This window comes from Stenotrophomonas sp. S39, from assembly GCF_016624665.1.
GTDB lineage: Bacteria > Pseudomonadota > Gammaproteobacteria > Xanthomonadales > Xanthomonadaceae > Stenotrophomonas.
In genome coordinates, this window is the sequence record NZ_JACVTT010000003.1 from 56,057 (window position 1) to 80,823 (window position 24,767).

A 24,767-nucleotide genomic window follows, 5' to 3' on the forward strand; every position below is an offset into this window, starting at 1 on the left:
CCCTGAAGCCAGTTAGCGCGCATGTTAGATGGCAGGACGGTACGACGCCACGGCGCTAGAGGCGGCAGCGGCGGCGATCCGACCAAGTTGCTGGGGTGGGCCGACACGCACTTCTGAGACTGAGACTGGCAGACGGCATGCATAGAACCTTGAGAGAAGCTTGCGTCCCTGGTTCGTGGGCGGTACCCCCAGCCTGATTGGCGTCCAGAATATCCATGTAAAACATTGATATTTATTGACTTTGAGTCAGTGGACTCATGCCGGACTGGGGCGGTTGGCGTTGTTGTCCATAAGGGCAATGGCATGCGAGCTGAGTCGGCGTTAATCTTGTCGCTCAGGGCAGGGCGATTTCACTGTTCATCGGCAACGCACGGTCATGGACAGGCCTATCTATCGCATCAGGGGGATGCATGCGCACACCGATTCACTTGCCGGTTCTGGACCGGCTCCAGGTCTCCAACTATCCGCTGTATCCGGGCGCAGGCAAGAAGGGTCTCGATCTCGTATTCAGCGCTGGTGTCACCGTCATTGCTGGCGTTAATGGAATCGGCAAGACGACGCTGCTCAACCTGGCGTTGCGCATGCTTCTGGGTGCCAGCAACCCGAGCAAGGCGGCTACACGGGACATAGGTAAGGCGAGCCGCCGCAGTCTTGTCAATACGAAGAAGTTCAAGTTCTTCGCCGCTCGGGTCCCCAATCTTCCTGCCGCCGCGTCGGCGGTGCTTACCTTCCGTATCGGCGCCACCAAGGTGGTGATTGAGCGCAGTTTGGTTGATCTAAGCATCACCAAGCTGAGTGTCGGAAAGGAAGTGATCACGGACAGCACCAACGCCCAGTTCCTAGACCGGATGGCGGAGCTGGCTGGAATGAGTTCGGCGTATGACTACCACATGGTCGTGCGATACGTTCAGTTCTTCACCGAAGAGCGCCTACCGCTGCTTTGGTCGGCAACGGCCCAGGTCGAGCTGTTCAAGATGCTCTTTGCCGAGGCGCCAAACATGGCCAGCCTCAATGCTCTCTACAAGGAAATTCAGAAGGTCGATAGCGATCTGCGAAATCGCGTGTACCAGCTGAACGACCGGAAGGAAATGCACGCCAAGGTCATCGCCGCAGTTGGCCTGGACAGCGTCGGTGTTCAAGAGGTTCGCCGCATCCTGCATGAGACTCAAGTCGAACTTGAACAGGCTAGTAAGGCAGTTGCGTTTGGCAACCAGTCCGTCCAGGACGCTGTCGCTCGGCAGGATGCTGGACGGCGTGAACTAGATGATCTTCAGAACCAGCTGGATCAGATCACACACGAGTTCCATCGGAGGGATGCTGCATACATCTCGCAGATTTTGCCTGTTCCTCATAAGGACAAGATGGCGCTTCTGGTCCAAGGGCTCACGTCCAATCTAGGTTGCTTTGTGTGCGGTCGTGCCGGAAGCAACGAGATGGATGTCATCAATGAGCGGCTTGAGAAGCATCATTGTTTTGTTTGTGATGGGAAGCTTCCCGAAATCCCAGCAGATGAAAGGGGGCCGTCTCCAAAGGAGCTTCTGGATCTAGAAGTGAAGATCCAAGAGCTCGAAGCTGAGATAGAGCGGCGCGAGGCCGGTCAGGAGGAAGGGGATCGGATCTACATGCAGGCACTGGCTGCGCTTCGACCCTTGGCACTGAGGCGCAATGAGTTGGTCCATAAGCTCGAAGAGCTTGCGTTTCAGTGGCCGAACGAGGTCATGGCTGCCAATGGAGGAAATCCTGGGGAGCTGGCCTCAGAGGAAGTTGCGATTGAGCAGCTCCGTGCGAAGCGTAACCAGCTCAATCAAGACTACAGGGCACAGATCGCCGAGCTCAGTACTCGTATGGGGGCGTTCGAACAGGATCTTGGACAGAGGTTGACTGCGTATGCAGAGCAATTCCTGCTCGAGAAGGTTGCAGTTGAGTTCTCACGTAACGCATCCGTCAAGATCGTCACAGGTGCAGTGCCGATCAAAGTTCCGACTTTCCGTGTATCCATGACATCCAGTACGCACATGGCTACTCATGAAAGAACGGAGCCAACCAGTGTTTCCGAGTCGCAGAAGGAGTTTCTGGACTTGGCCTTCCGAATGACGTTGCTCGATATGATCGGAGCTGACTCGGGCACCATGTTGATCATGGAGACGCCGGAGGCGAGCCTGGACTCGTGGTTCATGGCGAGAGCTGCAGTGATGATTCGCAAATTCGCTGCCGAGGACGGAGCTACGAAGCTCATCGCTACTTCCAATGTGAATGGGACAACGATGATCCCGGACCTGCTTGGCCTCAAGAACGGGGAGAAGCTTCCAAGTAAGGACTCCCGTCGCCTGATCAACCTAATGGAATTGGCCGCTGAGCCAGGAGTTCTGAAGGATAAGCAGGCACAGGCCAGTCTCATCGCAGAAATGCGGAAGTACGCCGATGCCTAAGCTAAAGCAGGTGACGGCCGCAGATCATGATCGTCTTTTCTTCATCCGGTGGATGCTTCTGCTCGTTGTGGCAAACGAAGCGGCTGGGCTGCCGGAAGTAAACCGACAGAGGCTGCATTCACTTCTGTTCGTCTCCTTTGCCTCTTCCAAGTTCTACAGGATCGTTCCGCTGCGCCAGCGCGCACGACGATCTGAGCATGGGCCTTACTATCGTATGGCGCACATCGCCTTGGGTCACTTGGTGATGGCGGGTCTTCTTGATGTCTCCGGCTTCAGACCGTATCCGGAGCCAAGAGATCTACAGTTCGAAGGGGTCTTTCGACCGACGCGGGCTGGTATCAATGCTTGCAAGCATCTCAGAATGACCATGACGGGTGACCGCATCTATCGGTTCCTCCTGGATATGTGTTTGGCTTCCGCGGAATCACTCGCATCGGACGGTACCCAAGCTGATTCTGAGGTGCTTGACAGAACATTGAAGGCTGACCTGACCTATCAGCGAGCGGTGCGCAAGCACGGAGAAATACTGGAGCTTCAGGACCCGAGTGAGGAGGAGACGCCTACCGTCAGGGGCCTTCACTCAATCGATGACCATCTACAGAGCGTCGGCTTCTTCAACCGCCGTGACGTGGTGGCCGCTTATCAAGTCGTGCTCTCCCGGCGTGCAGGGGCCGCTGCATGAGTACTTTAGACAACCCGGTAGCGCTTAGTAGCCAAGAGATTGGCAGCCTAGGGGCGCCCACTGTGACGCCGTCGGGCACAGAAGCTCAGCGATTCGTGCAGGCCTGCTCCACTTGGTATCGGGAGTGGCTCGACTCCAATGCCCCGATTCTCAATACCAATGGGATCAAGAACAACCAGGTGCTGGTGATGATCCATGTGGTCTCGCCGGAGGTCGAGCGCGCTGACTTCGCAAGCGTAGGGACCGACAAGGCGTTTGTTTTCAGGGCTGCCTTCGATGCGAATCTGGAGGGTGTCGTCCTTGCGACCGAGAACACCCGGAAGATGATCCGAATCAGGGAAGGCTTCAGCTCCATCAGTGAAGCCATGGCGATCTGCATGGACCTTCCGGTTGAGGCCACGTTCGTTGTTATCCCACTTGCCCAACGCAAGATGATGCTGCATTTCGCCGGGGACGACCTTGAGTCTTGGTGCGAGCACCCGCCGGAGTTCCAGATGCGGAGCGATGTGGACGTGCTATCGGTCGAGCGGATCGATAAGGATATCTACGAGTTCCACGATCAGACGCTCAAGATCGCAGCAAGCCGGATTTCCAGGCGAATCTGGCTAGGTCCGAGTCAGCCCTACAAGCTGGTCCACAACCCCGAAGAAGCCATTCAGTCTTACCTGTTCACAGCTCTCGATAACCGCTACCTGTACCTCAAGGCTATCGTTGACGAGGAGACTGTTGGTAGAGGGGGGCGATGCGATATCAGGGTGCAGTGGCCTAATCCGGCCGGCCCTCATAATTACACCTCCGTCATGATTGAACTGAAGGTTCTCATTGAGGGGCGAGGCAATGCTGCCCATCGGCGGTGGATCTGGAAGGGCATCAAGCAGGCCAATAGGTACCGCAGGGTGGATACCGCCGGTGTATTTGCGTGCATCTTCGACGGGCGAAAGGATCAGTCTGATCAGATGCCTGGCTTCAAGCCTCATGCGGAGCGACTGAACGTCAACCTGCGCTGGTATCAGATGGACCCTCCGCTGGATAAAGCCTGGGATGACGAGGTACCGGACCTGACGATTGCAGCTGCGTCGAACAGTGACAGCGTTGCGGATGCCACAGGAGACCCTCCAGAGGCGCAAGATGAAGATCTTTCCTTTGCGAGCTCCTCGGAGTCCTCCGCCTCATAGCCATTGCTTGCTAGGCCGTTCTAGGGCCCCTCACGACCTGGCTCGGGCATTGACCAGGCGATTCGCCATTCCGCCGACTCCATTTAGAGAGCTCAGGTATGCAAAGTTCGATCAGCTTCCCAATTCTCGAACACTTCCACGTCCACGAGTACGGTCTCTACCCAGGTAAGCCAGATCGTCCCGGACTGCAGCTGACCTTCAGGCCTGGCCTGACGCTGGTTGTGGGTACCAATGGTTTGGGTAAGACCACCATGGCGACGCTGCTGTTCCGCATGCTCAGCGGTCCACATGACCTGTCACACCAGACGCTCAATGCAACCGAGCTCGGTGGGCAGTCTCTAGATGAGATCGCCTTGCCAGCCAGGCAGAAGGCAATGTTTGCGGACAGGGTGAGCGACCGTGCAGCAACCGCGCACGCGGAACTTCAGTTCCGATTGGGAGAGAGCCGAGTTTTGGTGAGGCGGGCGGTTAAGAATCTTTCGCTGATGGGCTTTTGGGTTGACGGAAAGCTGGTCGGGAACAAGGAGGCGGCGTACCAGGAGCACGTGGTGTCCTCTGCTGGCCTCTCTTCATTCGGCGACTGGTTGATGTTTCTGCGGCAGCTAGTGTTCTACTTCGAGGACCGAAGGTCGCTGGTATGGGACGCATCGGCGCAGCGGCAGGTCTTCCGTATGCTGTTCTTGCCACCTAAGGCCGCCAGGGAGTTGTACACGAAAGAGCGAGAAATCCTCAAGCTGGACAGTGGGATACGAAATGCCAATTCGGCTCTAGGTCGGCTTGAGGCGCGAGTTGATGAGGAGGAGCGGAGGAGGACCGAAAGTCAGGATGTCCTTAGCCAAGTCCGATCGCTACAGCCGTTGCAGGAGCGCGATCTGGAGAAGCAGGCCCAGCTTGTTTCGGAGGTCAACGACATTGACGAGTTCCGGCGTGGATTGCGGCGCCAACTGCTGGAAGCTGAGGACCGAGCCAGTCGCCTGCAGGAGCAGTTAGAGGACGGCCGGCTGCAGATCATTCACAGTCAGTTTCCTTCCAAGTCTGAGACTGCGAAGTACCTTTTGTCTTTGCTGATGCTGGACGGTAAGTGTGCCGTCTGCTCTGAGGAATCACCTGAATTTGCTGCCACGATCGAGTCGCGTGCAGAGCATTCAATGTGCGTGCTATGCGGTAGCCCGGCACACGTGGAAGGGCCGGAGACGGCCGCGCCCAGTTTTGAAAGCCTTGCCGAGACCAGGGATGCTTTGGAGCGTGCCAGGGTGCGCGCTGCGGAGCTGCAGACTGAGCTTCGAGCCGTGTCTGAGAGCTATGACAATCGTAGTTCATACATGCTGAAGCTCTCAGATGAGGTCAGTGCTCGGGACAAGCTGCTGACATCACTCATCAAGTCTCTCCCAACGGACGATGAGATGCAGCTCCAAGCAAAGAAGGAGCTCATTGGCCTGCGGCATGCGGTTGCTCAAGATAGAGCACGGCTTGAGAAGCTGACAAAGGAATTTGAGGCAACTGCGCAGAGTTTCGACAGGAGCGTGTTCCAGCGCGTGGAACAGATCAAGCAGGCCTTCAATAGGTACGCCAAGGACTTCCTTTTTGAAGATGTCGCACTGAAGTGGACCCCTCAAGTCCGCCAGGTCGGACAGCTGCAGACGATTGAAATGTCCACCTTCGACCTCGATATGGGCGGGACGGACTTCGGCGTCAGTCACCGCCGGGAGGGCCCTTCTGCCGTTTCTGAGAGCCAACGTGAGTTCATCGACCTTGCGTTCCGCATGGCGCTTATTGAAATCGCGGGTGAGGGGAAGGGCGGAAGCCTGGTCATTGATGCGCCTGAGTCCTCGCTGGATGCTGTGTTCGTGGAACGGGCTGCTGAGGTTCTGTGCCGATTCGGGCAGCCATCAAGCGCCAATCGTTTGTTGATCACTTCGAACCTGATTGATGGCCGCCTGCTGCCTGACTTGATCAGGCTTGGAGTGCCGCCGGCGGAGAAGCGAGATCGGTTGCTCAATTTGATGGACGTGGCAGTGCCCACTGCCGCGGTGAAGGCTGTGGGGGACAAGTACCGTAAGGAGTGGGAGAACATCCTTGTCCAGGGGCTCGGGCAATGACAACTTCCTATGGGAGCTTTGTGGATCCCAGACGTCGCCAGATCATTCTCATGGGTCTGATTGATGCAGTCGAGCGATCCGGCACGCGGCCAGTAGAAGCCAAACGCATGCACACGCTGTGGTACTTGGCCAACGCACTGGCGCCGGCTTGGGGACTGCCGCCGTTTGATGCTGCCGTGTTCAAGACAGACAAGCAGCCGTACTTCCCCGGCGTCCAGGCTGACATTGATAGTTTGGTGGGCATGGGGCTGCTGGTTGTCGCTGATTTGGCCACGACAGACGATGGTCTGCGCATCCAGGGTAGGTTCGTGGTCAATCGCGAGTTCTGCGATCGTGTCCTGTCCACGATGCGCCGCATTCCGGAAGACTCAAATCTTTTGGACTTCCTGGATGATGTAGTTCAGGCAACCAATCGCCTCTCAGACGTTGAGCAAGCGGTGGCGCTCACTCAGGACGCGACCTATGGCGATCCACGTGTGGACGCGGGCAACGTCGTGGATTTGGGGCGCTGGATCCGCCCAGACGCTACGACACCAACTGAGTACGTTCTGGCCAAGCTCCAGTCAGTTGCAGGCCGCAGGTTGAAGCCGGCAGAGCTGATGGAGCTGTACATGGATCACCTGGGCTGGAGGCTGCGCAATGGCAAGTGATGGTGGCCTGTGGTCTGACGATAGCTTGCTAGGGACTGTCAGTGCCTATACCGGTTCTGGCTACAACCAGGACCTGCCTGCGTTTACTCAGTTCTGCCATGAGGCTGCGAAGATCATTCGTCGTCGCCGTGCTTTGGCTGGTAAGCCCATGGCCGATGGACCTGTGATCTTCGTCTTAGAGGGCATCATCCCCGCTTCGGCGGGGGGCGGGGAAGTTCGTCACCTGTTTAACATGGGGGCGCAGAGTATTGAGGGTCGCTTATGGACCGGCGCGTCCCGGTTGGCCGTTGCAACGGGCCTGGATCTACCCCCGGGCACTGCGACGGACCGATTCAATTACGTTACACAGACCTTGGCAATGGGGGACTCGCCGGCGATCTACTACGACGCCTGTGAGAGCGAGCACCTGATGAGGGCCTTCCCAGAAGGCATGGGTAAGCCCAACGTGTACGACGATCTTTCGTTGAAGTCTGCTGACCTCTCTCTTGAGCATATCCGGGACATGCTCAAAGGCGCTCATGCGCGCCTTTTGGTCAGCCCTACAGCGTCGAACCTGGCCCGAAATCTCTGGGAGAACCAGCAAAAGACCATCCCCATCATGCATGCTGAGAAGGCCGTGCAAGATATCCTGCACGTCGCTCTCACCGCCCGGCTGGGCTTTGGTGCAATTGCCGTCAGGCAAGAGGGCACGTCGGAGATGGGGAGGTTCGACTTCCATCTTGAGGAGCAGGACCCGGTAGACCCCTCGGTTTGGACCCACCACGCAATCATCGAGCTGAAAGTGCTCAAGAGCTTTACATCGTCTGGCAAGCCCGTGGCAGCCAAGGAGAATCTTGAGGCGGTGACCAAGGGGGTGAAACAGGCCGTTGGCTACAGGCACGCTCACAAGTGCCGGCTTGCGGCGCTCTCATGCTATGACATGCGAAAGCCGCCAGATCCTGAGGCGGCGATCGCACATGAGGTCAGCAATGCTGCTACTTGGAACGTGGGGCTCTGGGCCTGGCCGTTGTACCCAACGGCCGACCGCGCGCGGGACGCCCTGGTGAACTAGCCCTTCTTGCGAAGGATCACTAGGCTTTCATCGAGCTCTTGCTTGCCGCCCTGTTGAGCAGACGATCGCATTGAGCGGAAAGGCTCAACCTTGACGACCTCAAAGCCTAAAGGAGCTGCGAGGTCAGCGAGGATGTTTGCAACCTGAATCCGAATGCCGGCATAGCGGCTATCGCCTACAACGGCCCAGATTTCACCACGATCGTTCAGGCGGCCGTGCAATGCAGCCATCACCTGAGCCATGTCATGGAAGTAGCCGCCAACCATCTCCGGGATCCACGGGGACCAGAGTTCTCCCTTTACGCGAGCCAAGCGACCAAGGGCCAGGTTCAGGCGACGAGAACCCTTAGGCGCGGGAGCAAACTCGCGCTTGATCTGCACATGGGAACAGAGAGTGGACATGCGCAGATCGCGATTGGCATCTTTCCCGCCAAGATAGCCGAGCATCCACAACTCCACGTTGTACACGTCGGTGTAGTCGAACGAGTTGGGGTACGGGGGTGAAAACACAGCCAAATCGGATTTCTTGCTGCCTGCGATCTGCTCAATGCAGGTGCCGCGGAGCACATGGTATCCACGATGACGGCGCATGCGATGAGCATGGATTTCTTTGATCGCGTGGCGGGTGCGTTCTTCAAACAGCTCGTCCACCAGCCTTGGCGGGATGTCTCGTTCCTGCCAATTGCTCCTGTAGCGGCGGCCCTTGCCATTGATCAGCACGTTGCTCACCGAAATCAGCATCCCGCCCAGCATTGCCTTGAACAGCCTGCGATGAGTTGGGCGGGCAAGTTGTTCGATCGCTTCCAAGTGGCAAGCAATGCGCTCGGCGACATTTCGGTTGAACACCCAGCGATCCTGGGACGCCGACTCGATGAACGTCGGGGGTACGTTCTTGAACCGAGCCAGTGATGCTCGCCGGCGGCTGCCCACAGCGGCGACCACGCGGCTGAGATCCAGTGCAAGATCATCAGCGTCGTAGCTGGATAGCTTGGCTTCGATCAAATCGGCTAGGTAGGGGTTGACCTCCACCGTCGTCGGTTCCACGCCCAGGAACTGGCAGGCAAGGGCGGTCGTCCCAGAACCTCCGAACGGATCCAGGCAGGAGCGAACTTCACGCGCGCTCTCATTGACTGCCCGGGCGATGACCTCAGGGGCGAAGGCCTCCTTGAAATGGTGCCAGCCCTGGAACGGCAGGCGCTGGGCGCCGGCATTTGAGCCGATGGACACGATCTTGCGGCCGCCGGTCCATTCCTCGAAGGAAACGCACAGATCGGGGTGACTCTGGGCGGACTGTGGAGCCAACTCCATCGGAACTCCATGCATGTTGGATTTGCCTAAAATTTGCATAAGAGGATGCAGATTTGCATACTCAGAGCATGGACAAAGTTACCGGTATCTCCGTGCTCAGGCAAGCTCTGGCCCTACCGGAAGTAAGCCGGTCAAGTGTCGGCAGGGCATTGGGAATCGACGCTTCCCAAGTATCCAGAATCGCTGCCGGTCGATTTGTGAAGCTAGAGGGCCACGCGCTCCGTGTATGCAAATATGCACAGGGGCTGATTGCTGGCTCCAACCCGGCCGGGTTAGAGCCCCAGTTGGCGTCCGATTCCAGGCTTCTAGAGCTGGCCGCAGCCAACCCGCAAGCAGCTAAGGCGGTTTCCGATCTCATCGATGCTTTGCTCGCCGCCGGCCCGGCCCGGCCCCGCTGCCGGCGGCCGGCTCGCATGGCCGGTTGGCATGAGCACCGGGAGTGCTGACTTCCGTGGGGGACTGTCTCGGATCTAGCTTCCCGCCGGTTTGGTTAGGGGAAGAGATCGCGAACGCGTACGAATGGGCGACCAGTCTCCACTGCGTGTCGGTCTTTGAGCGCGATCACATCGGCAAGATCGAGTCGGCGCTCTAGGGCCTCGTAAAGATCGAGACCTTCTACGCAGATTACTTGGTGTCCTCGTCCAAAGGCTTCCAGGCCTACGTCCGTAAAGCCGGAGTTGCTGATAAAGACACCTCTGCTCCAAGCAGCCTTGTCTCTCACCTTGCCGGCAAACGCTCGCAGATCAGCCGCATCGGTCTTGCTGTTCTGCCACTTCGCCTCGACGAGGTACGTGTGGTGGTGAAGTAAAAAGCTCCCATCGATCTGCTCTCCTGTATTGCGGAAGCCGCTGCGAGGGGCCAGGCCAAAGGCCGCAAAAGCTTTAGAAAGAAACTGCTCAAATGCATACCCCCGCGCCTGTGGCTCAAGGCTTGAGAGCGCTATCAGATCGCGCTGAAGATCCACGTAGACCGCCTCTTCCACAAGGCGTGGGGCAGCTGCTGCCGCAGCCGTTGGTGGGGAAGCCGACGGCAGACTATCCAGAAAGGCAAGGGAGTGAAGTTCGGGAATTTTGAAGCTCACGCCAAGAAGGAGTCGATTCAAGTCAACAATCTCTTCCCGTGTAAGCGGAGTGGAACTCCTGCCTCTCCAAGTTATGGATTGAAGGACTACCTCCTGAATCAGCGAACAGAACTTGCCACGCCGATTCTCGAGGGTCCACACCAGTAGTGCGACTATGCCAGGCTCTTTGCTCGGCTTTCCTTGAGGCCAAGCCTCTGGAATGCCTACCTGTGCAGCGGCCAGTGGAAAGGAGGTGCTGCCGTTCCCGCTGGCGGGAAGGAAGTCGTACAAGAGCTTTGCAAGAGCGGCGACAGCGACCCGCTCGCCGAGACTAAGTGCCATGGCGCCTCCAGTGGAACAGCGAGGCTGGCATGATGCCATGGGACGTAGTCAGCTGCGGTCCGCCCTGCCAAGCGCTCCAGAGTCCGTGGCGTCCCGATTACAGGGGCTACTGCTTCGGCCGTTCCAACCCGTCTGGGAGGTTGGGGTGCCAGGGACTTGAGGGCCTGGGTGATCTGCTCCCCAGGATCATGTATGCGTGTTCTGGGTACGAGGACCGTCAGCGACCTTCGATCTGTTTCTGAAGGCGCGATACTGCCCACGATATGTCCATCGCCACCTCCGACAGCCCCAGTGGCCAAAGCTTAGGGCCGGCGTTTGTACGCATATGGAAGTGGGACGATGCCTGCAAGACGGGGGTGGAGAACCACGTTCGTTCTGCATTAGTTGGCACTTTCCTCCTGACATCCATACGGCCACTCTTGGCATACGCCTTCAACTGCTTCTTCAGAGCGACGATTCGTTCCCTGAAAGGATCGATCTCCCACTCGGATGCGCCAACAAGTCTGCGGCCTGCCGAGGTGATGGCGGCGATTTCATCCTGAATTCGAACCAGCTCAGCCAAGATCGCCGTGAGCTCTTCAGCGTCCCGATTTTGCAGGTGACTCATAGGCGACTCCTGATCAAGTTCTTCTCCGGTAATCCGGCGGCTCCATCGTCATGCGCGATATCTCGAGGCCGCGTGGTGCTACTGGTCCAGATTAGCCCAAGAGGTGATCTAACTGATGCTGCGGCGGATGGTGCTGGCCCAAGGCCTGCCGGAGAGGCTACGTACCAACAGCGCCAAGGACGTCTGTGGCAGAAGTGCTCAGGCCGGCTACTGAAAGTGGGAGAGGTCGCGGACCAGTCAGTGAGTTCGTTCAGTTGGCCCAGCCACGATGGCGCAATGCTTCACGACTGGTGCGAACGGTGCTTTGGGTTAGGGCAGTGACGGCGGTGGGCTGCAAAAAAGGACGCCAGGGCTCAAGTACCGGTACCGGCGGTCCATTCTTTGGATGTTGCCTGCCCCTCAATCTTCACATCGAGTTGACGTGCGTAGGGGTCTCGAGTGCTTGCGAAGTCCATTGATGTGGGCTCGTCCAATGTGAAAATGAACGCATTCACAGTTTGCGCCAATCAGCTGAATTCGGCGTTGGGGGCTGTTGACACCGCCCGCGGCGTGTTGGTAAATTGCGCGCAATGCCAATGCAGCAGTAGTTGCACTTCGGCAGCTTCACGTCAGCCCGAAACATACATATGTGCTGAGTGAGGACTGTAGACCGCCAATGAGCTTTCCGATCATTTAACGGGTCATCGGATAAGACGACGGTCGACCAGTAGCGAGACCTGGGTAGGGGAAGAACAGCGAGTCGCATCTGCGAGCGCGTCTTCCCATCTTCTCCCCTAGTGAGGTCTCGTATGTCTGAAGAAATCAAGCTGCAGATTGCCCGAACTCTGATGAGCGAGTTGCTCGCGTCTGGCCCCATGAAGGCTGCGACGCTGAAGATTCGGATGCTGAAGGACTTCGAAGCGCGTGCGGACGAGCCGTTCGACGTCGCCTTCCGAAAATACCCCAAATTTTCTGCCTTCCTGGTCGCCAACAGCGACTTGCTGGAAGTCAATCGCCCTGCGCCCGGCACGGGAAATGACATCTTGGTAGGGCTGCGTGCGGGCTGTAGTGACGCATCGTCATCGCCGGTGAAGAGTAGTTCGAAATCTACCGGCTCCATGTGGCGCCGCCCGGAGGTCTTTCTTCCCGACCATTTGTGGAAGGCGTTCACCACCTCCATGAGCGACTCGGCCAACGTCTTTAATCGCGATAGCAGCGAGTTGAAGGTGGTTGGCAAGTCCGCCGTCTCCACGCTTGGTCGTGGTTGGCTGGAGATTGAGCCGGTGACCAGCGCAGACCAGTTGAGCTGGATTGCCCAGTTCGCCGACAACGATCAGCTGCCTGCAGACCTGCGCAGCAATTTGCGTCGCATTGCGGGGGAGTCCGGTCACTCCGGGCAGACCAATTACCGCGTCGATCGCGAGGCGGGTGACTACAAGGAGCTGTGGCGAAATTTCCGTGCCAACAGCGTCTTCTCTCACGTGCAGCGTTGGTGTGACAAGTGGGATGTTGATCCGTCCAAATTGCTTGTCCCGGTTAGTGCCAAGTCCCAGAGCAGCCTACAGTCGCCGGCGGAAGCGCTGCGTAATGCGCTGATCCATGCGATCTCCAGTGCGTCGCACGACGAGCTCAGGCAGATCCAAATCCCCTCAACCCTCCTTCTGAATGCCCGTCGCCACGCCGATGCAAGGTAACGTCCACTATGCAAGCGCCAATCGCGCAGGTGGCCGTCATCGTGGGGCACCCTGAAACTACGAAGCAGAGCATCGAGCGCCACTATGGCGGTACGGTGACTATCAAGCACATCCCTAGCAAGGTAGCAGGCCGAGCAGTACTCGCCGTGCCGTACGAGGTCGCATGCAGTTCCCTGGATAAGCATGTTGACGCTGTCGGCTATGAGAATGCGATTGTTATCGTGCTGCCATACGCACAGAAGTCCAACGTATTGGAGACCCAGCTGCAGGCAATGGAAGAAATGGGCACCCGTGTTGTCCGAGTGCGTCCGAATGAAGCCGACTGGCCGAAGTTGAAGCCGCCTAACGGAGGCAATGACTTCGTCACTGATCTTTCCAAAGCAGTCTGTGAGTGCATTGACCATCACCTTCCTCAGCCAGCAGCTGTGACCGACAAGCTGGAAGCAGTGAAGGAAGAGCTGCTGCGCGGGCTGATGTCGCACTCAAAGATGGGTGAGAACAACCATTCTCACGAGGACGACTTCTGGAAGCAGCGAGCTGTTGGACTGACCGCAGGTCAGAAGAGTCGGGTACTCCGGGAATTGCTTGATGACGGCTTGGTTGCTCGGAAAAAGAACAAGTCCGCGGGTGGCACCGGCTCGGTATTCTGGGTGGCGGATGTGCCCGCGACGTGTAAACGGTATCCCGCCCTGTCCAAGTACGTCGAGGGCCGGTAGCCTGACAGAGCAATGGTGCTACGACATTGGTCGTGGCATTTTTTTTGGGGTGGATTGGCGAGCAGCAGCTGTGGCGGTTCACTGAACTGCTTAGCACTCGCAGCCGCGTCCGCTTCTCGCCGGAAGCAGCCATTTGGGCGGCCTGCAGCTGGCCCGATGGTAACGCCCGCCTTCGATCCATACCGGCCATTGGTGCTGCCGCCGGGCTTAGCGTTGAGTATGGTTATACGCTGGATTGTTCGCCGGACCCAGTCGATTTAATATCGAGCTGTATCAAGGGGGAAGCCCGCAATATAGCGCTTTGTGGGTACGTCGTATAGCCGGGCCTCTGAGCCCGCCTTTTAGGTGGTTAGGTAGACAGGAGGGTACATATGGACGTTGAAATTATTTCAGTGCACGGACAGGGCGACTTTGATTCAGAGTATGTATTGCTTCAAGTCACCGCTGACTGTGATGTTGGCAAGTATCAGCTGTGTGACACCACATATACCGATGATGACAAGGTTTCAAACAAGCTCAGGCATACATACTGGTTTCCGGATAAAGCTGTAAAGAAAGGAGATCTCGTTTCTTTATGGACAAAGAGTGGAAAGAACATGACCGACAAAAACAATTCCGGAGCCACAATCCACCGTTTTTATTGGGGCCTTGGAAAGGCGGTCTGGAACAATGATGGTGATTGCGCCGTCTTGCAACAATTGACGACCTGGCAGCTCTTCAAGGCCAACGGCTGACTGCCTAACAATTCATCCAAGCCGATCTTCCTGTGCGAGTCGGCTTCATTCCGGAGTCGCGACCGTCCGCTCCAGGCCGGTAGCGGCCGATGGACCGACATGGCAGCATCCGACCCTAAGCGGGCGCGAAGTGGCGGCACAGTCCTAGAATAGCTCCAAAAAACGGGCACTGACCCGAGGAAGGGTGGTCTGGGGGAACTGCGCACTGCGGTTATGGCGTGGGATCCATGTATTCCGGTGGACGGTTTGCCGTTGGCTGGAGTAAGAATTGTGACTTTGGGGAGGGACGATGATTCGTAGTGTGGCCGAGCTGCTCAAACCTTTCGTGGATGAGGAGCGAAAGAAGCTAGATGCCTATGCCCTGAAGCATGGGCCGACAATTGGCGCAATGTATGAAGGGCTTACTAAAGAACTTCTGCAAAAAGCAATTCCGGAATCATTCGGGCTGCAAGTCGTATCTGGATTCATTCATCACGGAGAGACGACTAGCGGTGAGATTGACTGCATGCTCGTGAGTGGGGCTGGCGAGCAGGTCCCGTACACTAGTAAGTTCAAGTGGCCGATACAAGACGTTATTGCCGTCCTGGAGGTCAAAAAGACCATCTCCGCAGACGAGCTATCGGACAGCTATGACCACTTACGCCAAGTGTCGAGAATGTACGGGGATTATTTGCAAAGCTGTAATGGAGGTGGCGGAAAGGTAGACATAAGCTGGGTGTATCGAGTATTCAGTCAAGTGACAGGGAGGAGAGTGTCCGACTACTCAGAAGTTGAAAAGCTGCCCTTTGATCTTGAGATGATCTTCCATACATTGGTCAGTGAATTTCTGGAGCCGGTCCGAATCGTTGTCGGGCATCATGGTTGGAAGAAGGAAGGGACTCTGCGAGAGCATATTTACAAGTTGCTTGAGAGCAGGAAGGACAATCCGCAGGGCATGGGAGCTGGTAGTTTCCCTCAGCTGATTATTGGTGGTGAGTATTCTATCGTTAAGGCAAATGGATTTCCGTACGCGCCAGGCCTGCAGGATGGCATGTGGCCATTTCTCTTGTCCTCTAGTCACAATCCAGTGCGAATCCTGCTCGAACTTGTGTTCACTAAGTTGGACATCAAGTTCGGCACGAACCTTGCTGAAGATGACTCACTAGAAAGAGAATCCATGTCTGTCTGCCTTTGTGCGAGGGCAGTGCAGAAGGACGGAAAATCTGGGTGGGAGTATATGTTTTACCCCCTCAGAGAAAAAAAGCTAAGGGAGCGTGGGTCGAGCTATGAGTGGGCGCCAGTTGCAATTTCTGACGCCCAGCATGCAGCTTTCATGAGGTTGTGTAGTGACGGGCATATCGAGTTGGATGATGCCGACTTCAGGGACTTTTTTCATCGGGAAGACGGTGGTATTGACCGGTTCATTGAGTCTTTGGTTAAGACTCAGCTCGTTGCCATTCAAGGCAACAAACTAGTATTGACCACCATCTCCTGCCAGGTCGTTGTCACGCCAGACGGGATTTTTGCTGGTGAAAACCATGATGGTCAGCTTTCAGCGTGGATAGGTGAGCAATTGCAGGCTCTCAGTGCGAAGAAGAGGGGCGGATGAAGCTGAGAGGCGAGCAGCCGTCCCCTTACTAGTCGCCTTGATTTGCTGCCTATGGACTCGTGATATGCGTTGACGCGCGTCCGGAAAGATTGAGCCGGGAAGCCTTGCCAAAACGTAAGACGTCCGCTTGTGGCCGAAAGCGGACGTCGATTGCGAGTGGCGCATTGCGCCTGGGGGCGAATAGTCTTGATCCGGACCTATATAGATGGCTTAGAGCCCCTCAATGGCGATCGTTGGCTATTGCAGTAGCACCAGGCGAGCCATTAATACGTTCGTGCACGGGTTGTAACAGACAAATTTGACCGTAACCGGTACGCGTTACGGTTAAATATCGACGTTACGGTCCTGCTCACCTGCTCACCTGCTCCGCGAGCGCGGCGGTTAGCAGGACGGTACGCCGCCACGGCGCTAGAGGCCGTAGCGGCGTCAGCGCTCCGAACTTCCTGATGAGCCTGCGCGAGCGCGATTCGCCTCCACAGGTGCCCCTTTGCGTTGTTGAGCGGCCTTAAAGTTCCTATATATCAACGAGATGCGGGTCTGCAGTTGTTGGGGGATTCAATCTCAATAGTCTCGAAATTAAATGTGGAGTCTCGCTTTTGCGTGGAAATGACAGCCACCGCCCACCAAGGCCGCCGCACTTGCGCTGTGGTGGGGTGCGCGAAACGGCCGTTGCCGCCAGCGCCTCGGGTCCAGCCCTTCACCACTGACCGAGGCAATCGCTGCCAGCTGCAGCGCTTCGTCCTGCTCGGTGTCCGGCAGCAGGCTGGGCAGGCGCGAGGCCAGCAGGGTCTTGCCGCAGCCGGGGCTGCCGATCAGCAGCAGATGATGACCGCCGGCGGCGGCCACTTCCAATGCGCGCCGTGCGTGTGCCTGCCCGCGCACGTCGGCCAGGTCGGGAAGGGGCAGTGGCGTGGTGTCCACCCGCTGCACCGGCGGCAGCAGGCGCGGGTTGCCCAGCCCGGCGCAGCATTCCAGCAGCGTGCGGGCCACGCGCACGTCGGCGTGCTCGGCCAGGGCGGCCTCGGCGGCATTGCCCGGCGGCACCACCAGGATGCGCCCGGCCTCGGCGGCAGCAATCGCGGCGGGCAGCGCGCCGCTGACCGGACGCAGCTCGCCGGTCAGGCCGAGCTCGCCGAGAAACTCGTAACCCAGCAGCGATTTCGGTTCGACCTGGCCGCTGGCGGCGAGGATGCCCAGCGCGATGGCAAGGTCGTAGCGCCCGCCTTCCTTGGGCAGGTCGGCCGGGGCGAGGTTCAGGGTGATGCGCCGCTGCGGGAAATCGAAGCGCGCGCAGAGCAGGGCGGCACGCACGCGCTCACGTGACTCGCGCACGCTGGCTTCGGCCAGCCCGACGATCTGGGTGACCGGCAGGCCGCCGGACAGATGCACTTCCACCCGCACCAATGGGGCATCGACCCCGGCACGGGCACGGCTGTAGACCAGCGCCAGGCTCATGTGTGGTTCCTGCAGAGGATGGCCTGATGGTGCAGTCCACGGACGGCAGGCGGCCATCGGGGTTTGCAGGTGCGCCGTCTAGGGTTTTTCCGGGCAGTCGTCCGCTTCAGGGTAAAGTTGCAGCAGCTCGGGCTGGAAGCCATGCCGCTGCTGTTGCGGACGTGCCCGACCACGATTGGCAAGGAGCCGGAATGCGGGTCAAGGCGATTGCGATGGGCTGGGTACTCGTGGGCCTGTCCGGTGCGGGCAACCTCGCTGCTGCCACCACGACCATCAACGAACCTGCGCGCGACACCACTGCTGAGCTGCTGCAGGGCATTCCACCGGCCGAGCAGGCCTCGTCCGCTTCCGCCTATCGCTATGTGCGCCACTGCCTTGCCAGGCGCCAGTTCGAATCGTTCCTGGGAAGCGATGGAATCGATCCCGATGCAACGTCATCCCTGCGGATGCGGGCGGCGGGGATGTCGGAGCCGCTGCGCGCGCGTTTTCTTGAGAACGTGCGCATGCTCGATGCGCGCCGTGCAGCCTGCGCGCCTTGGGAGCAGAGCGTGGCGCCTGACAAGGCGGCACTGCAGGTGTACCTGCTGGCGTTGGACAATGCAGCGGCCGGTGACGCGCGTGCCGCTGCCTGCTTCGTCGCATTGCCTTGGGCGGAACCCGCGCAGGGAACGCCGGACCACGCGCGGTTTGCAGGCGCCTACACCGCGCAGGCCCGCATGCTGATCGACGCGGGCATTGCCAGGGGCAGCTGGTTGATGGTGCGCGCCGCTGCCGGCCGACTCGACGCACACCCGCATGCGACGATGACGCTGCCGCTCGAGCCTGCACTGGCCTACCGAATTTCCAGGCTCATGCAGATGGGAATCGAAGATCCCGCTCTTTCCGGTACATTTGCTGCGGATGCGCGTCGCTACGCCTCCAGATTATCGCCTGCGGTGCTGGAGGTTCTGGAGAAGGACGTGCAGTCCCAGTTCTCGTCGGTATTTGCCGGCCGAGGCGGCGATTGGGATTCGTTTACCCGGCTGTGCGACTGAGCACAGGGCGGACATCGCGCGCCGTTGGGGAAGGGAGAAATTTTTTTATGGCATGGCCACGAGGACGCATTTGCCTGGGTGTCACCGCAACCGCGGCCCGGCGCTGCATGCTGCTGGGACTGGCGGTGTTGCAGGCGTCCTGCGCAACCCCCTTCCAGCGTCCGCCGGCGGAAAAATTCCGGCTGGATATAGTCGATAACGCTGACGCGCGCCGATTCGAGATCACGTTGACCTCCCTGGACACGCGCGCGATGTGCGTCTCTGCCGAGAACTGGCCAGATGACATCGGCGGTTTTGTTGTGTCGCAGGAATCGACCTACCTGCAGGTCGAAGCACAGGCGCTGGCGCCGAGCGGCAGTTTCTCCAGCGTGTATTGCCCCGGCGGCTGCGGTGAGCATCGCATTGCCCCCAATGCGACGCTGCGGCGCACGATCAACTATGCAACGTTCGGCGATGCCGCAATGATTGCTGCATCGCCGTCGAAGGTGCTGCACTTCGTGGCAACGCCGTACTACTGCCGTTGAGCGTGGCCCAGCTCAGGGGAGCAGGTCAGCGCTTTACCGGCTGGTCCCAGTAACAGACCGCCATCGCCGGGCCATAGCGCGCGACCAGCGCATCCACTGCCTCCTGGCTGCGCGGGCCCTCGTTGCTCGCCACGGGTGCGCCGATGCCTGCCAGCACGGCATCTGAAAGCTGGATCAATGAGATCGTGCGGTCTGCGGGGCAGTGGTGCATGAGGTTGGCGTCGGGCTCGTTGAGCCGGTCCATCCACTCGAACAACGGCGGATACACCGCGGCGCGGCGCAGGAACCGGCCCTGGCGTTCGATGCTGGCCTGCAGGCGTTGCCGGCCTTCGGCGGTGAGGTCGGGCAGTTTCGTCATGCGTGGCACCACGCCGCCATGGAACAGCACGACGCTGTCGGGCATGACGTGGCGCGTGGGTGCGGCCAGGAACAGATAGTTGGCGCAGGACGACACGCACAACTGGTACGCGTGGACACTGGCCTTGCGGTCGAGGATGGCATCGCCGATGTCCATGCCCAGTTCCACGTCGCCGCCCATCGAGCGCACGATCACCTGTGGCGTGACGCCTGCAGGGATGGCCGACATCTGCGTGAGGAACGCATCGCGGCTTTCCTTGGTCAGGCTGCTGGTGAAGTCGGCACAGAGCGTATCCGGCGCGACGGTGCGGACCTCGGCCGGTGCGCTGGAGGGGCGCTCCTTCATCCAGGCCACGCAGCGTTCGGTGGCTGCCGGGTCCAGGCCGTCGGCGGCCAGCGTAGTGCCGGGCAGGGCCAGTGCGAACAGCAGAGCAGAATGTCGAAGCATGATCGTGACTCCTGTCGGGATCGAGGGGCGTCCGTTGCCCGGCGTGGACAGCTCAGGCCTCGGGGGGGCGACTCTGTTCCAACTCACGCACAGCCGCTTCCAGCGCATCCAGCTTCTCGCGCGTATTCAGCAACACTGCACGCTGCACTTCAAATTCCTCGCGCGTCACCAGGTCCAGCTTGGCCAGGCCGGCCTGCAGCGCGGTCTTGAAGGTGGCCTGCAGTTCCTCGCGCGATTCGCGCAGGCCCGGCGGGACCAGGTCGCTCAGGCGGCGGGCGAGGTCATCGAGGTGGTTCAGGTCGATCATGGGGGACTCCGTGGCCTGGCAGGCCGTTCGCGCATAAGGATACTGCCGGCCCGCGCGGCCGCACAGGCGGCGGCGGTTTCGCGCCGGGTGCGTTCAGGCGCTATCCTCCACGCCGGAATACAGGAGATCGACGATGAAGATGGTCATGGCGGTGATCAAGCCGTTCAAGCTCGACGACGTGCGCGAAGCGCTGGCCGAGCGTGGGGTTACCGGTATCACGGTGACCGAGGTGAAGGGCTTTGGCCGGCAGAAGGGCCATACCGAGCTGTACCGTGGCGCCGAGTACGTGGTCGACTTCCTGCCGAAGGTGAAGCTGGAAGTGGCGGTGACCGATGACCAGGTGGAACTGGTGGTCGAGGCGATCGTGAAGGCGGCGGGCACCGGCAAGATCGGCGACGGCAAGGTGTTCGTGTACGACCTGGGCAGCGTGGTGCGTATTCGTACCGGCGAGCTGGACGCGGACGCGCTGTAAGCGCGCCGCGTGGCGTCTGGACGCGGCTGGGTAGAGTCGACCGTTGGTCGACTACCGCGCGCAGCGCGGGCATTTCGGGTGCGGATGGAAGGGCAGTCGACCAACGGTCGACTCTACCGCTTCGCCCACTTGTAGAACCGCTTCCAGCCCTGGCGCACGGCGGCGACCCAGCCCGGGTCGGCCACCAGCGCGGCCTGCGCGGCGCTCGGCGCCTGGCCGGTCACGCGCTGGCGGATCTTCAGCAGGTTCTTCATGTCACTGCGGCGCATCTGCCGGCTCAGCGGGTTGCGGCGCAGCCAGCGCGGGGCGCGCCAGGCCGAAGTGAAATCCAGCAGCACCGGCACGCCGCCGCTCACCACCACGTTGGTGCCGTGCAGATCGTTGTGGGTGATGCCGGCCGCGTGCAGGCGGCTGAGTGCGTGCTGCAGCTGGTCGAACACTTCATTGCCCACCGCCTGCGCGGTGCTGAGCGTCTGGCCCGGAATGAATTCCATGCCCAGGGCGAGGCCGCCGAGGGTGCCAAGCAGGGCCGGGGCATGCTTCCAGCCACCCAGGCGCTGCAGGATGCGCGCTTCGCGGCGCACCATCAGGCGGGCGATCAGCGAAACCGGGGTGCCGCGGTAGCGCGAGTAGTCCTTCACCACCGCCGGACGGCCGTCCAGGCAGGTGCGGTAGACATCGGGGGCGAGGAAGCGATCACCGCGCTTGAGCAGCAGCGGGGCCACGGCATCATCGCCGCAGGACGGGGAGGGGGAAACAGAGGAAGTCATGGCGGGGTCTCGGACGACGACCCGGTGGGTGGCGCTGCAGCGTCAAGCGAACCGGTACGACTGGAGGGGAGGTAGCTAAACTTTCGTTAAGTGAATTTTAGTACCGCCGAGTTCGCTAATCCACGCTTTGTCGGAGAAATGTCGGGGCCGTGGCTGGAACAGTTCGTCGCGCCTGATCGGACAATTTCGTCTCACTTGGCGCTTCGGGCCTTTTCAATCAATGGCTTGCCAGCAAACTGGTCTGCAATGCGCCGCACGAACGGCAGCAGTACGTCGCGCAGCTGGTCCAGGCCGGGCTGCTCGATGGGGAAGTGGCCGCATTCGTCCAGCAGGACCCGCTGCTTGGGCGCGGCCAGCCGCTGGAAGAAGCGGTCGCTGATCGCCACCGGAGTCCAGTCGTCGCAGGCCGGGTGCAGCATCAGCACCGGGCAGCGCTGGAACTGCTCGGGTTCCAGCGCCGGGGCGGTGTTGAACAGCGAGGCCAGCAGGCCCAGCGGCACGCGGTTGCCGCCGCCCAGCGGGTCGGCGCAGACCAGCGCGGTCAGGGCCGGGTCGCGCGACATGCGCTGCATGTGGGTGAACCAGCGCACCGGCACGCGCAGGCCGCGGGTGAGGCGGCTGGTAGGGCGCAGCGTGGGCAGCAGGGCGCGCATCCACGGCTGGCGTACCAGGGCGGCCTGCACGTCGGGGTCGCGCGGGTCAGCCAGGGTGGTGGCCACCAGACCCTGCACCCACGGCGATTCGGCCGCCACCAGATAGGCCAGGTAACCGCCGATGCTGGCACCCAGCAGCACGATCGCGCGCGGCCGGCGCTTGTACTCGGCCTCGATGAGGGCCAGCAGGGACTGCTTCCACGCGCCGTAGTCGATCACTTGCCAGGCCGCTGGGCTCAAGCCGTAGCCGGGCAGGTCCGGTGCCAGCACTTCATGGCCGGCGTCGGCCAGGCCGGCCGCCAGCGGGGCGAACATGCGGCCATATCCGCCGGCGCCATGCACCAGCACCACGGTCGCGTCGGCATCGGTCGGGCCGTGGCGGTCCAGGCGCAGGGTGCCCCCAGCCCAATGGAAGGCCTCGCTGCGTGGCGTGGCTGCTGGCTGGCCCGGGAAGAACGCCGCATAGCGGGCGCTGAGGGCGGGGTAGGGGGTGTGGTCGCAGGCGGGCATCCGTGCCAGTTTAGGCCGGTTGTTCAGCTACGTGATGCTGAACAGGGTGCTTGGGTAGCTTGACCCGGGGGCATTGGCTGCCGACCATAAGCTGTTAACCCGCGACATCGGCGGCCGCCCCCACCCGGCACGTCACCGTCCCCTGCCGCGTCCCCACCTGGTGCAGGCCGCGCGGCCGCATCGTTCGTTTCCCTGTCCGGCGCCCGCTGGAGGAAAGTGCTTTGATCATCAAGATTGTCCTGGCAGCGCTGTTCGTGGCCTGCGTGCTGTACATCCATTACCGCGGCAAGGTCCGCGCGCGCTGGTCGCGCCAGTTGCTGGACCACTCCAGCTTCATGGCCCCGATCAACGTGATCATGTACCTGTTCTCGAAGGTGCCCACCACGCCGTTCCTGGACCCGGGCAAGGAGCTCCCGCAGCTGGAGCCGCTGCGGCAGAACTGGCAGGTGATCCGCGACGAAGCGCTGGCCCTGCGTGACGCGCAGAAGATCGCCGCGTCCAGCAGCTACAACGATGCCGGCTTCAATTCGTTCTTCCGCCGTGGCTGGAAGCGCTTCTACCTGAAGTGGTACGGCCCGTCGCACCCGTCGGCCAAGGCCATGTGCCCGAAGACCGTGGCGCTGATCGAATCGATTCCCGATGTGCGCGCAGCGATGTTCGCGCAGCTGCCGCCGGGCAGTGAACTGCGCCCGCACCGCGATCCGTTCGCCGGTTCGCTGCGCCTGCACCTGGGCCTGAGCACGCCCAACGACGATGGCTGCTACATCGTGGTGGACGGGGTGAAGAAGAGCTGGCGCGATGGCGAGTGGATGATGTTCGACGAGACCTACATCCACCACGCGCACAACGAGACCGACCAGGATCGCGTGATCCTGTTCTGCGATATCGCCCGCCCGCTGCGCTTCGGCCTGCCGGGCCTGTTCAACCGCGCGGTGGCGTCCACGCTGCTGGCCGGCGGTGCCTCGCCGAACCTGCCGGGTGACCCGACCGGTGGCGTCAACAAGGCCTTCGGTGGCGTGTACAAGGTGCGCCTGAAGGCCAAGGCGCTGCGCGAGCGCAGCGTGGTGGCCTACCAGGTCATCAAGTGGGGCCTGGTGGTGGCGGTGATTGCCGGTATCTGGGCGATCTGAATTGTAGAGCCGAGCCTATGCTCGGCTGGATTCCGGGTAGAGGCAGCCGAGCATGGGCTCGGCTCTACAGAAAGAAAAAACCCGCGCTGTCGGTAGGTGCCGACCGTTGGTCGGCACGCCTTGCCATCAGCCCTTGAGGGCTGATGCCACGAACGGCGGGGTCACCAGCACGCCGGTGTGCAGCGCGGCGGTGTAGTACAGGGTGTTGAAGGTCTTGGCAGCCGAGTCGGCCTGGCGGAAGTCGAAACCGCTCTCGCCCTTGCGCGCCATGGTCACGCTCCACCAGCCGGTGGGGTAGCACGGCTGCGGGAACGGCAGGGTCTTGAACGAGCCGAAGCCGGCCTTGCCCATCTCGGTGCGCATCTCGTTGATCAGCTCCAGCTGCATCAGCGGCGATTCGGACTGCTGCACCAGGATGCCGTCGTCCTTCAGGGCCTTGAAGCAGCTCTCGTAGAAGGCCTTGTTGAACAGGCCTTCGCCGGGGCCGACCGGGTCGGTCGAATCGACGATCACCACGTCCACGCTGCCGGCCGGGCAGTTGGCCATGTAGACCACGCCGTCGTCGAACAGCAGCTCGGCGCGGGCGTCATCGTTGGAATCGCACAGCTCCGGGAAGTGCTTGCGCGCCATCACGGTGACCTGCTCGTCGATATCGCACTGGGTCACGCTCTCCACGCCCTTGTGCTTGAGCACTTCGCGCAGGGTGCCGCAGTCGCCACCACCGATGATGACCACGCGCTTGGGCGCGGCGTGGGTGAACAGCACCGGGTGGCTGATCATCTCGTGGTAGAAGAAGTTGTCCTTGCTGGTCAGCATGATGGCCCCGTCGATGGTCATCAGGTTGCCCCAGTCGGTGGTCTGGAAGATCTCGATCTTCTGGAACGGCGACTGCACCTCGTCCAGCTTGCCGGTGATGCGGAAGCCGATGGCCGAGCCAGTGCGTTCGAAGTGTTCGATGTACCAGTTGCTGCTGTCAGTCATTGGATTACGGTCC

At 60.3% G+C, this 24,767-nt stretch carries 22 protein-coding genes and 1 pseudogene; 14 read left to right on the forward strand and 9 right to left on the reverse strand.

The features are described from left to right. The first annotated feature begins 410 nt into the window (after nucleotides 1-410). From IAE41_RS02425 to IAE41_RS02450, 6 genes are all read left to right on the forward strand, one after another. Nucleotides 411-2,429 carry an AAA family ATPase gene (locus IAE41_RS02425; RefSeq protein WP_200731945.1) on the forward strand — a complete coding sequence of 673 codons (2,019 nt, stop codon included), beginning with the start codon at nucleotides 411-413 and terminating at the stop codon, nucleotides 2,427-2,429. After that, on the forward strand, nucleotides 2,422-3,111 hold the full coding sequence (locus tag IAE41_RS02430; RefSeq protein ID WP_200731946.1) for a hypothetical protein: 690 nt from the start codon (nucleotides 2,422-2,424) through the stop codon (nucleotides 3,109-3,111). The genes IAE41_RS02425 and IAE41_RS02430 overlap by 8 nt, the downstream gene beginning before the upstream one ends. After that, complete coding sequence (locus tag IAE41_RS02435; protein WP_200731947.1) at nucleotides 3,108-4,286, forward strand: hypothetical protein; 1,179 nt, start codon at nucleotides 3,108-3,110, stop codon at nucleotides 4,284-4,286. The genes IAE41_RS02430 and IAE41_RS02435 overlap by 4 nt, the downstream gene beginning before the upstream one ends. A 98-nt stretch (nucleotides 4,287-4,384) precedes the next feature. After that, entirely contained in the window at nucleotides 4,385-6,385 is a 2,001-nt protein-coding gene (locus tag IAE41_RS02440; RefSeq protein WP_200731948.1) for an AAA family ATPase, read from the forward strand. A gap of 50 nt (nucleotides 6,386-6,435) precedes the next feature. Beyond that, on the forward strand, nucleotides 6,436-7,035 hold the full coding sequence (locus tag IAE41_RS02445; protein WP_200731949.1) for a hypothetical protein: 600 nt from the start codon (nucleotides 6,436-6,438) through the stop codon (nucleotides 7,033-7,035). Continuing rightward, entirely contained in the window at nucleotides 7,025-8,086 is a 1,062-nt protein-coding gene (locus tag IAE41_RS02450) for a hypothetical protein (protein ID WP_200731950.1), read from the forward strand. Before IAE41_RS02445 ends, IAE41_RS02450 begins: the two co-directional genes overlap by 11 nt. Here the strand turns inward: IAE41_RS02450 and IAE41_RS02455 are convergent. The 3 genes from IAE41_RS02455 to IAE41_RS02465 form a co-directional block, all read right to left on the reverse strand. Further along, nucleotides 8,083-9,393 (reverse strand): DNA methyltransferase, encoded by a 1,311-nt coding sequence (locus tag IAE41_RS02455; RefSeq protein ID WP_200731951.1) that lies wholly within the window; start codon nucleotides 9,391-9,393, stop codon nucleotides 8,083-8,085. The two genes, IAE41_RS02450 and IAE41_RS02455, sit on opposite strands and share 4 nt — an antisense overlap. A 490-nt stretch (nucleotides 9,394-9,883) precedes the next feature. Beyond that, the gene (locus tag IAE41_RS02460) at nucleotides 9,884-10,795 is read right to left on the reverse strand and encodes a restriction endonuclease (protein ID WP_200731952.1); all 912 of its coding nucleotides are present in this window, start codon (nucleotides 10,793-10,795) and stop codon (nucleotides 9,884-9,886) included. A 217-nt stretch (nucleotides 10,796-11,012) separates the two neighbouring features. Next, complete coding sequence (locus tag IAE41_RS02465) at nucleotides 11,013-11,402, reverse strand: hypothetical protein (RefSeq protein WP_200731953.1); 390 nt, start codon at nucleotides 11,400-11,402, stop codon at nucleotides 11,013-11,015. Nucleotides 11,403-12,190: 788 nt separating this feature from the next. Between IAE41_RS02465 and IAE41_RS02470 the strand changes: the two genes are divergently transcribed. The 4 genes from IAE41_RS02470 (at nucleotide 12,191) to IAE41_RS02485 (ending at nucleotide 16,113) form a co-directional block, all read left to right on the forward strand. Continuing rightward, nucleotides 12,191-13,075, forward strand: coding sequence for a hypothetical protein (locus tag IAE41_RS02470; RefSeq protein ID WP_200731954.1), 885 nt, complete (start codon nucleotides 12,191-12,193; stop codon nucleotides 13,073-13,075). A gap of 8 nt (nucleotides 13,076-13,083) precedes the next feature. After that, on the forward strand, nucleotides 13,084-13,791 hold the full coding sequence (locus IAE41_RS02475) for a hypothetical protein (RefSeq protein WP_200731955.1): 708 nt from the start codon (nucleotides 13,084-13,086) through the stop codon (nucleotides 13,789-13,791). A 371-nt stretch (nucleotides 13,792-14,162) separates the two neighbouring features. Continuing rightward, nucleotides 14,163-14,525: a hypothetical protein gene (locus IAE41_RS02480; RefSeq protein ID WP_200731956.1), complete on the forward strand. Its 363-nt coding sequence runs from the start codon at nucleotides 14,163-14,165 to the stop codon at nucleotides 14,523-14,525. Between the two features lie 301 nt (nucleotides 14,526-14,826). Continuing rightward, nucleotides 14,827-16,113 (forward strand): DUF6602 domain-containing protein, encoded by a 1,287-nt coding sequence (locus tag IAE41_RS02485; RefSeq protein ID WP_200731957.1) that lies wholly within the window; start codon nucleotides 14,827-14,829, stop codon nucleotides 16,111-16,113. A gap of 612 nt (nucleotides 16,114-16,725) precedes the next feature. On the opposite strand, the pseudogene IAE41_RS02490 reads toward IAE41_RS02485, so the two are convergent. Continuing rightward, nucleotides 16,726-17,568, reverse strand: a pseudogene (locus IAE41_RS02490) (magnesium chelatase domain-containing protein); the annotation flags it as partial. Nucleotides 17,569-17,759: 191 nt separating this feature from the next. On the opposite strand from IAE41_RS02490, the gene IAE41_RS02495 reads away from it, so the two are divergent. Continuing rightward, a complete protein-coding gene (locus IAE41_RS02495) occupies nucleotides 17,760-18,602 on the forward strand; it encodes a hypothetical protein (protein WP_200731959.1) in 843 nt (280 codons plus the stop codon). 107 nt (nucleotides 18,603-18,709) lie between these two features. Beyond that, nucleotides 18,710-19,126 (forward strand): hypothetical protein, encoded by a 417-nt coding sequence (locus IAE41_RS02500; protein WP_200731960.1) that lies wholly within the window; start codon nucleotides 18,710-18,712, stop codon nucleotides 19,124-19,126. A gap of 25 nt (nucleotides 19,127-19,151) precedes the next feature. Here the strand turns inward: IAE41_RS02500 and IAE41_RS02505 are convergent, their stop codons facing one another. Together IAE41_RS02505 and IAE41_RS02510 are read right to left on the reverse strand one after the other, a co-directional pair. Beyond that, on the reverse strand, nucleotides 19,152-19,931 hold the full coding sequence (locus tag IAE41_RS02505; RefSeq protein ID WP_200731961.1) for a hypothetical protein: 780 nt from the start codon (nucleotides 19,929-19,931) through the stop codon (nucleotides 19,152-19,154). A 52-nt stretch (nucleotides 19,932-19,983) separates the two neighbouring features. Beyond that, a complete protein-coding gene (locus IAE41_RS02510; RefSeq protein WP_200731962.1) occupies nucleotides 19,984-20,238 on the reverse strand; it encodes an accessory factor UbiK family protein in 255 nt (84 codons plus the stop codon). A gap of 133 nt (nucleotides 20,239-20,371) precedes the next feature. Here IAE41_RS02510 and IAE41_RS02515 point away from each other — a divergent pair, with 133 nt between their 5' ends. Next, nucleotides 20,372-20,710, forward strand: a complete 339-nt coding sequence (locus tag IAE41_RS02515) for a P-II family nitrogen regulator (protein WP_079223976.1) — start codon at nucleotides 20,372-20,374, stop codon at nucleotides 20,708-20,710. 113 nt (nucleotides 20,711-20,823) lie between these two features. Here IAE41_RS02515 and IAE41_RS02520 read toward each other — a convergent pair whose 3' ends face one another. Together IAE41_RS02520 and IAE41_RS02525 are read right to left on the reverse strand one after the other, a co-directional pair. After that, nucleotides 20,824-21,480, reverse strand: coding sequence for an RIO1 family regulatory kinase/ATPase (locus tag IAE41_RS02520; protein ID WP_079223975.1), 657 nt, complete (start codon nucleotides 21,478-21,480; stop codon nucleotides 20,824-20,826). A gap of 191 nt (nucleotides 21,481-21,671) precedes the next feature. Continuing rightward, nucleotides 21,672-22,643: an alpha/beta hydrolase gene (locus IAE41_RS02525; protein WP_200731963.1), complete on the reverse strand. Its 972-nt coding sequence runs from the start codon at nucleotides 22,641-22,643 to the stop codon at nucleotides 21,672-21,674. Between the two features lie 224 nt (nucleotides 22,644-22,867). Here IAE41_RS02525 and IAE41_RS02530 point away from each other — a divergent pair, with 224 nt between their 5' ends. Continuing rightward, the gene (locus IAE41_RS02530; RefSeq protein ID WP_174208738.1) at nucleotides 22,868-23,773 is read left to right on the forward strand and encodes an aspartyl/asparaginyl beta-hydroxylase domain-containing protein; all 906 of its coding nucleotides are present in this window, start codon (nucleotides 22,868-22,870) and stop codon (nucleotides 23,771-23,773) included. Nucleotides 23,774-23,899: 126 nt separating this feature from the next. Here the strand turns inward: IAE41_RS02530 and speE are convergent, their stop codons facing one another. Beyond that, nucleotides 23,900-24,754: a polyamine aminopropyltransferase gene (gene speE / locus IAE41_RS02535; protein WP_200731964.1), complete on the reverse strand. Its 855-nt coding sequence runs from the start codon at nucleotides 24,752-24,754 to the stop codon at nucleotides 23,900-23,902. Between the last annotated feature and the right edge of the window lie 13 nt (nucleotides 24,755-24,767).

What these genes read in the sequence shown, in the direction of transcription:
- IAE41_RS02450 (WP_200731950.1), top strand. Translation starts at nt 7,025, where the DNA reads ATGGCAAGTGATGGTGGCCTGTGGTCTGACGATAGCTTGCTAGGGACT.
- IAE41_RS02470 (WP_200731954.1), top strand. Translation starts at nt 12,191, where the DNA reads ATGTCTGAAGAAATCAAGCTGCAGATTGCCCGAACTCTGATGAGCGAG.
- IAE41_RS02525 (WP_200731963.1), bottom strand. Translation starts at nt 22,643, where the DNA reads ATGCCCGCCTGCGACCACACCCCCTACCCCGCCCTCAGCGCCCGCTAT.
- IAE41_RS02515 (WP_079223976.1), top strand. Translation starts at nt 20,372, where the DNA reads ATGAAGATGGTCATGGCGGTGATCAAGCCGTTCAAGCTCGACGACGTG.
- IAE41_RS02425 (WP_200731945.1), top strand. Translation starts at nt 411, where the DNA reads ATGCGCACACCGATTCACTTGCCGGTTCTGGACCGGCTCCAGGTCTCC.
- IAE41_RS02445 (WP_200731949.1), top strand. Translation starts at nt 6,436, where the DNA reads ATGGGTCTGATTGATGCAGTCGAGCGATCCGGCACGCGGCCAGTAGAA.
- IAE41_RS02475 (WP_200731955.1), top strand. Translation starts at nt 13,084, where the DNA reads ATGCAAGCGCCAATCGCGCAGGTGGCCGTCATCGTGGGGCACCCTGAA.
- IAE41_RS02500 (WP_200731960.1), top strand. Translation starts at nt 18,710, where the DNA reads ATGCTGCTGGGACTGGCGGTGTTGCAGGCGTCCTGCGCAACCCCCTTC.
- IAE41_RS02455 (WP_200731951.1), bottom strand. Translation starts at nt 9,393, where the DNA reads ATGGAGTTGGCTCCACAGTCCGCCCAGAGTCACCCCGATCTGTGCGTT.
- IAE41_RS02510 (WP_200731962.1), bottom strand. Translation starts at nt 20,238, where the DNA reads ATGATCGACCTGAACCACCTCGATGACCTCGCCCGCCGCCTGAGCGAC.
- IAE41_RS02480 (WP_200731956.1), top strand. Translation starts at nt 14,163, where the DNA reads ATGGACGTTGAAATTATTTCAGTGCACGGACAGGGCGACTTTGATTCA.
- IAE41_RS02465 (WP_200731953.1), bottom strand. Translation starts at nt 11,402, where the DNA reads ATGAGTCACCTGCAAAATCGGGACGCTGAAGAGCTCACGGCGATCTTG.
- IAE41_RS02495 (WP_200731959.1), top strand. Translation starts at nt 17,760, where the DNA reads ATGCGGGTCAAGGCGATTGCGATGGGCTGGGTACTCGTGGGCCTGTCC.
- IAE41_RS02435 (WP_200731947.1), top strand. Translation starts at nt 3,108, where the DNA reads ATGAGTACTTTAGACAACCCGGTAGCGCTTAGTAGCCAAGAGATTGGC.
- IAE41_RS02460 (WP_200731952.1), bottom strand. Translation starts at nt 10,795, where the DNA reads ATGGCACTTAGTCTCGGCGAGCGGGTCGCTGTCGCCGCTCTTGCAAAG.
- IAE41_RS02520 (WP_079223975.1), bottom strand. Translation starts at nt 21,480, where the DNA reads ATGACTTCCTCTGTTTCCCCCTCCCCGTCCTGCGGCGATGATGCCGTG.
- IAE41_RS02430 (WP_200731946.1), top strand. Translation starts at nt 2,422, where the DNA reads ATGCCTAAGCTAAAGCAGGTGACGGCCGCAGATCATGATCGTCTTTTC.
- IAE41_RS02505 (WP_200731961.1), bottom strand. Translation starts at nt 19,931, where the DNA reads ATGCTTCGACATTCTGCTCTGCTGTTCGCACTGGCCCTGCCCGGCACT.
- IAE41_RS02440 (WP_200731948.1), top strand. Translation starts at nt 4,385, where the DNA reads ATGCAAAGTTCGATCAGCTTCCCAATTCTCGAACACTTCCACGTCCAC.
- speE (WP_200731964.1), bottom strand. Translation starts at nt 24,754, where the DNA reads ATGACTGACAGCAGCAACTGGTACATCGAACACTTCGAACGCACTGGC.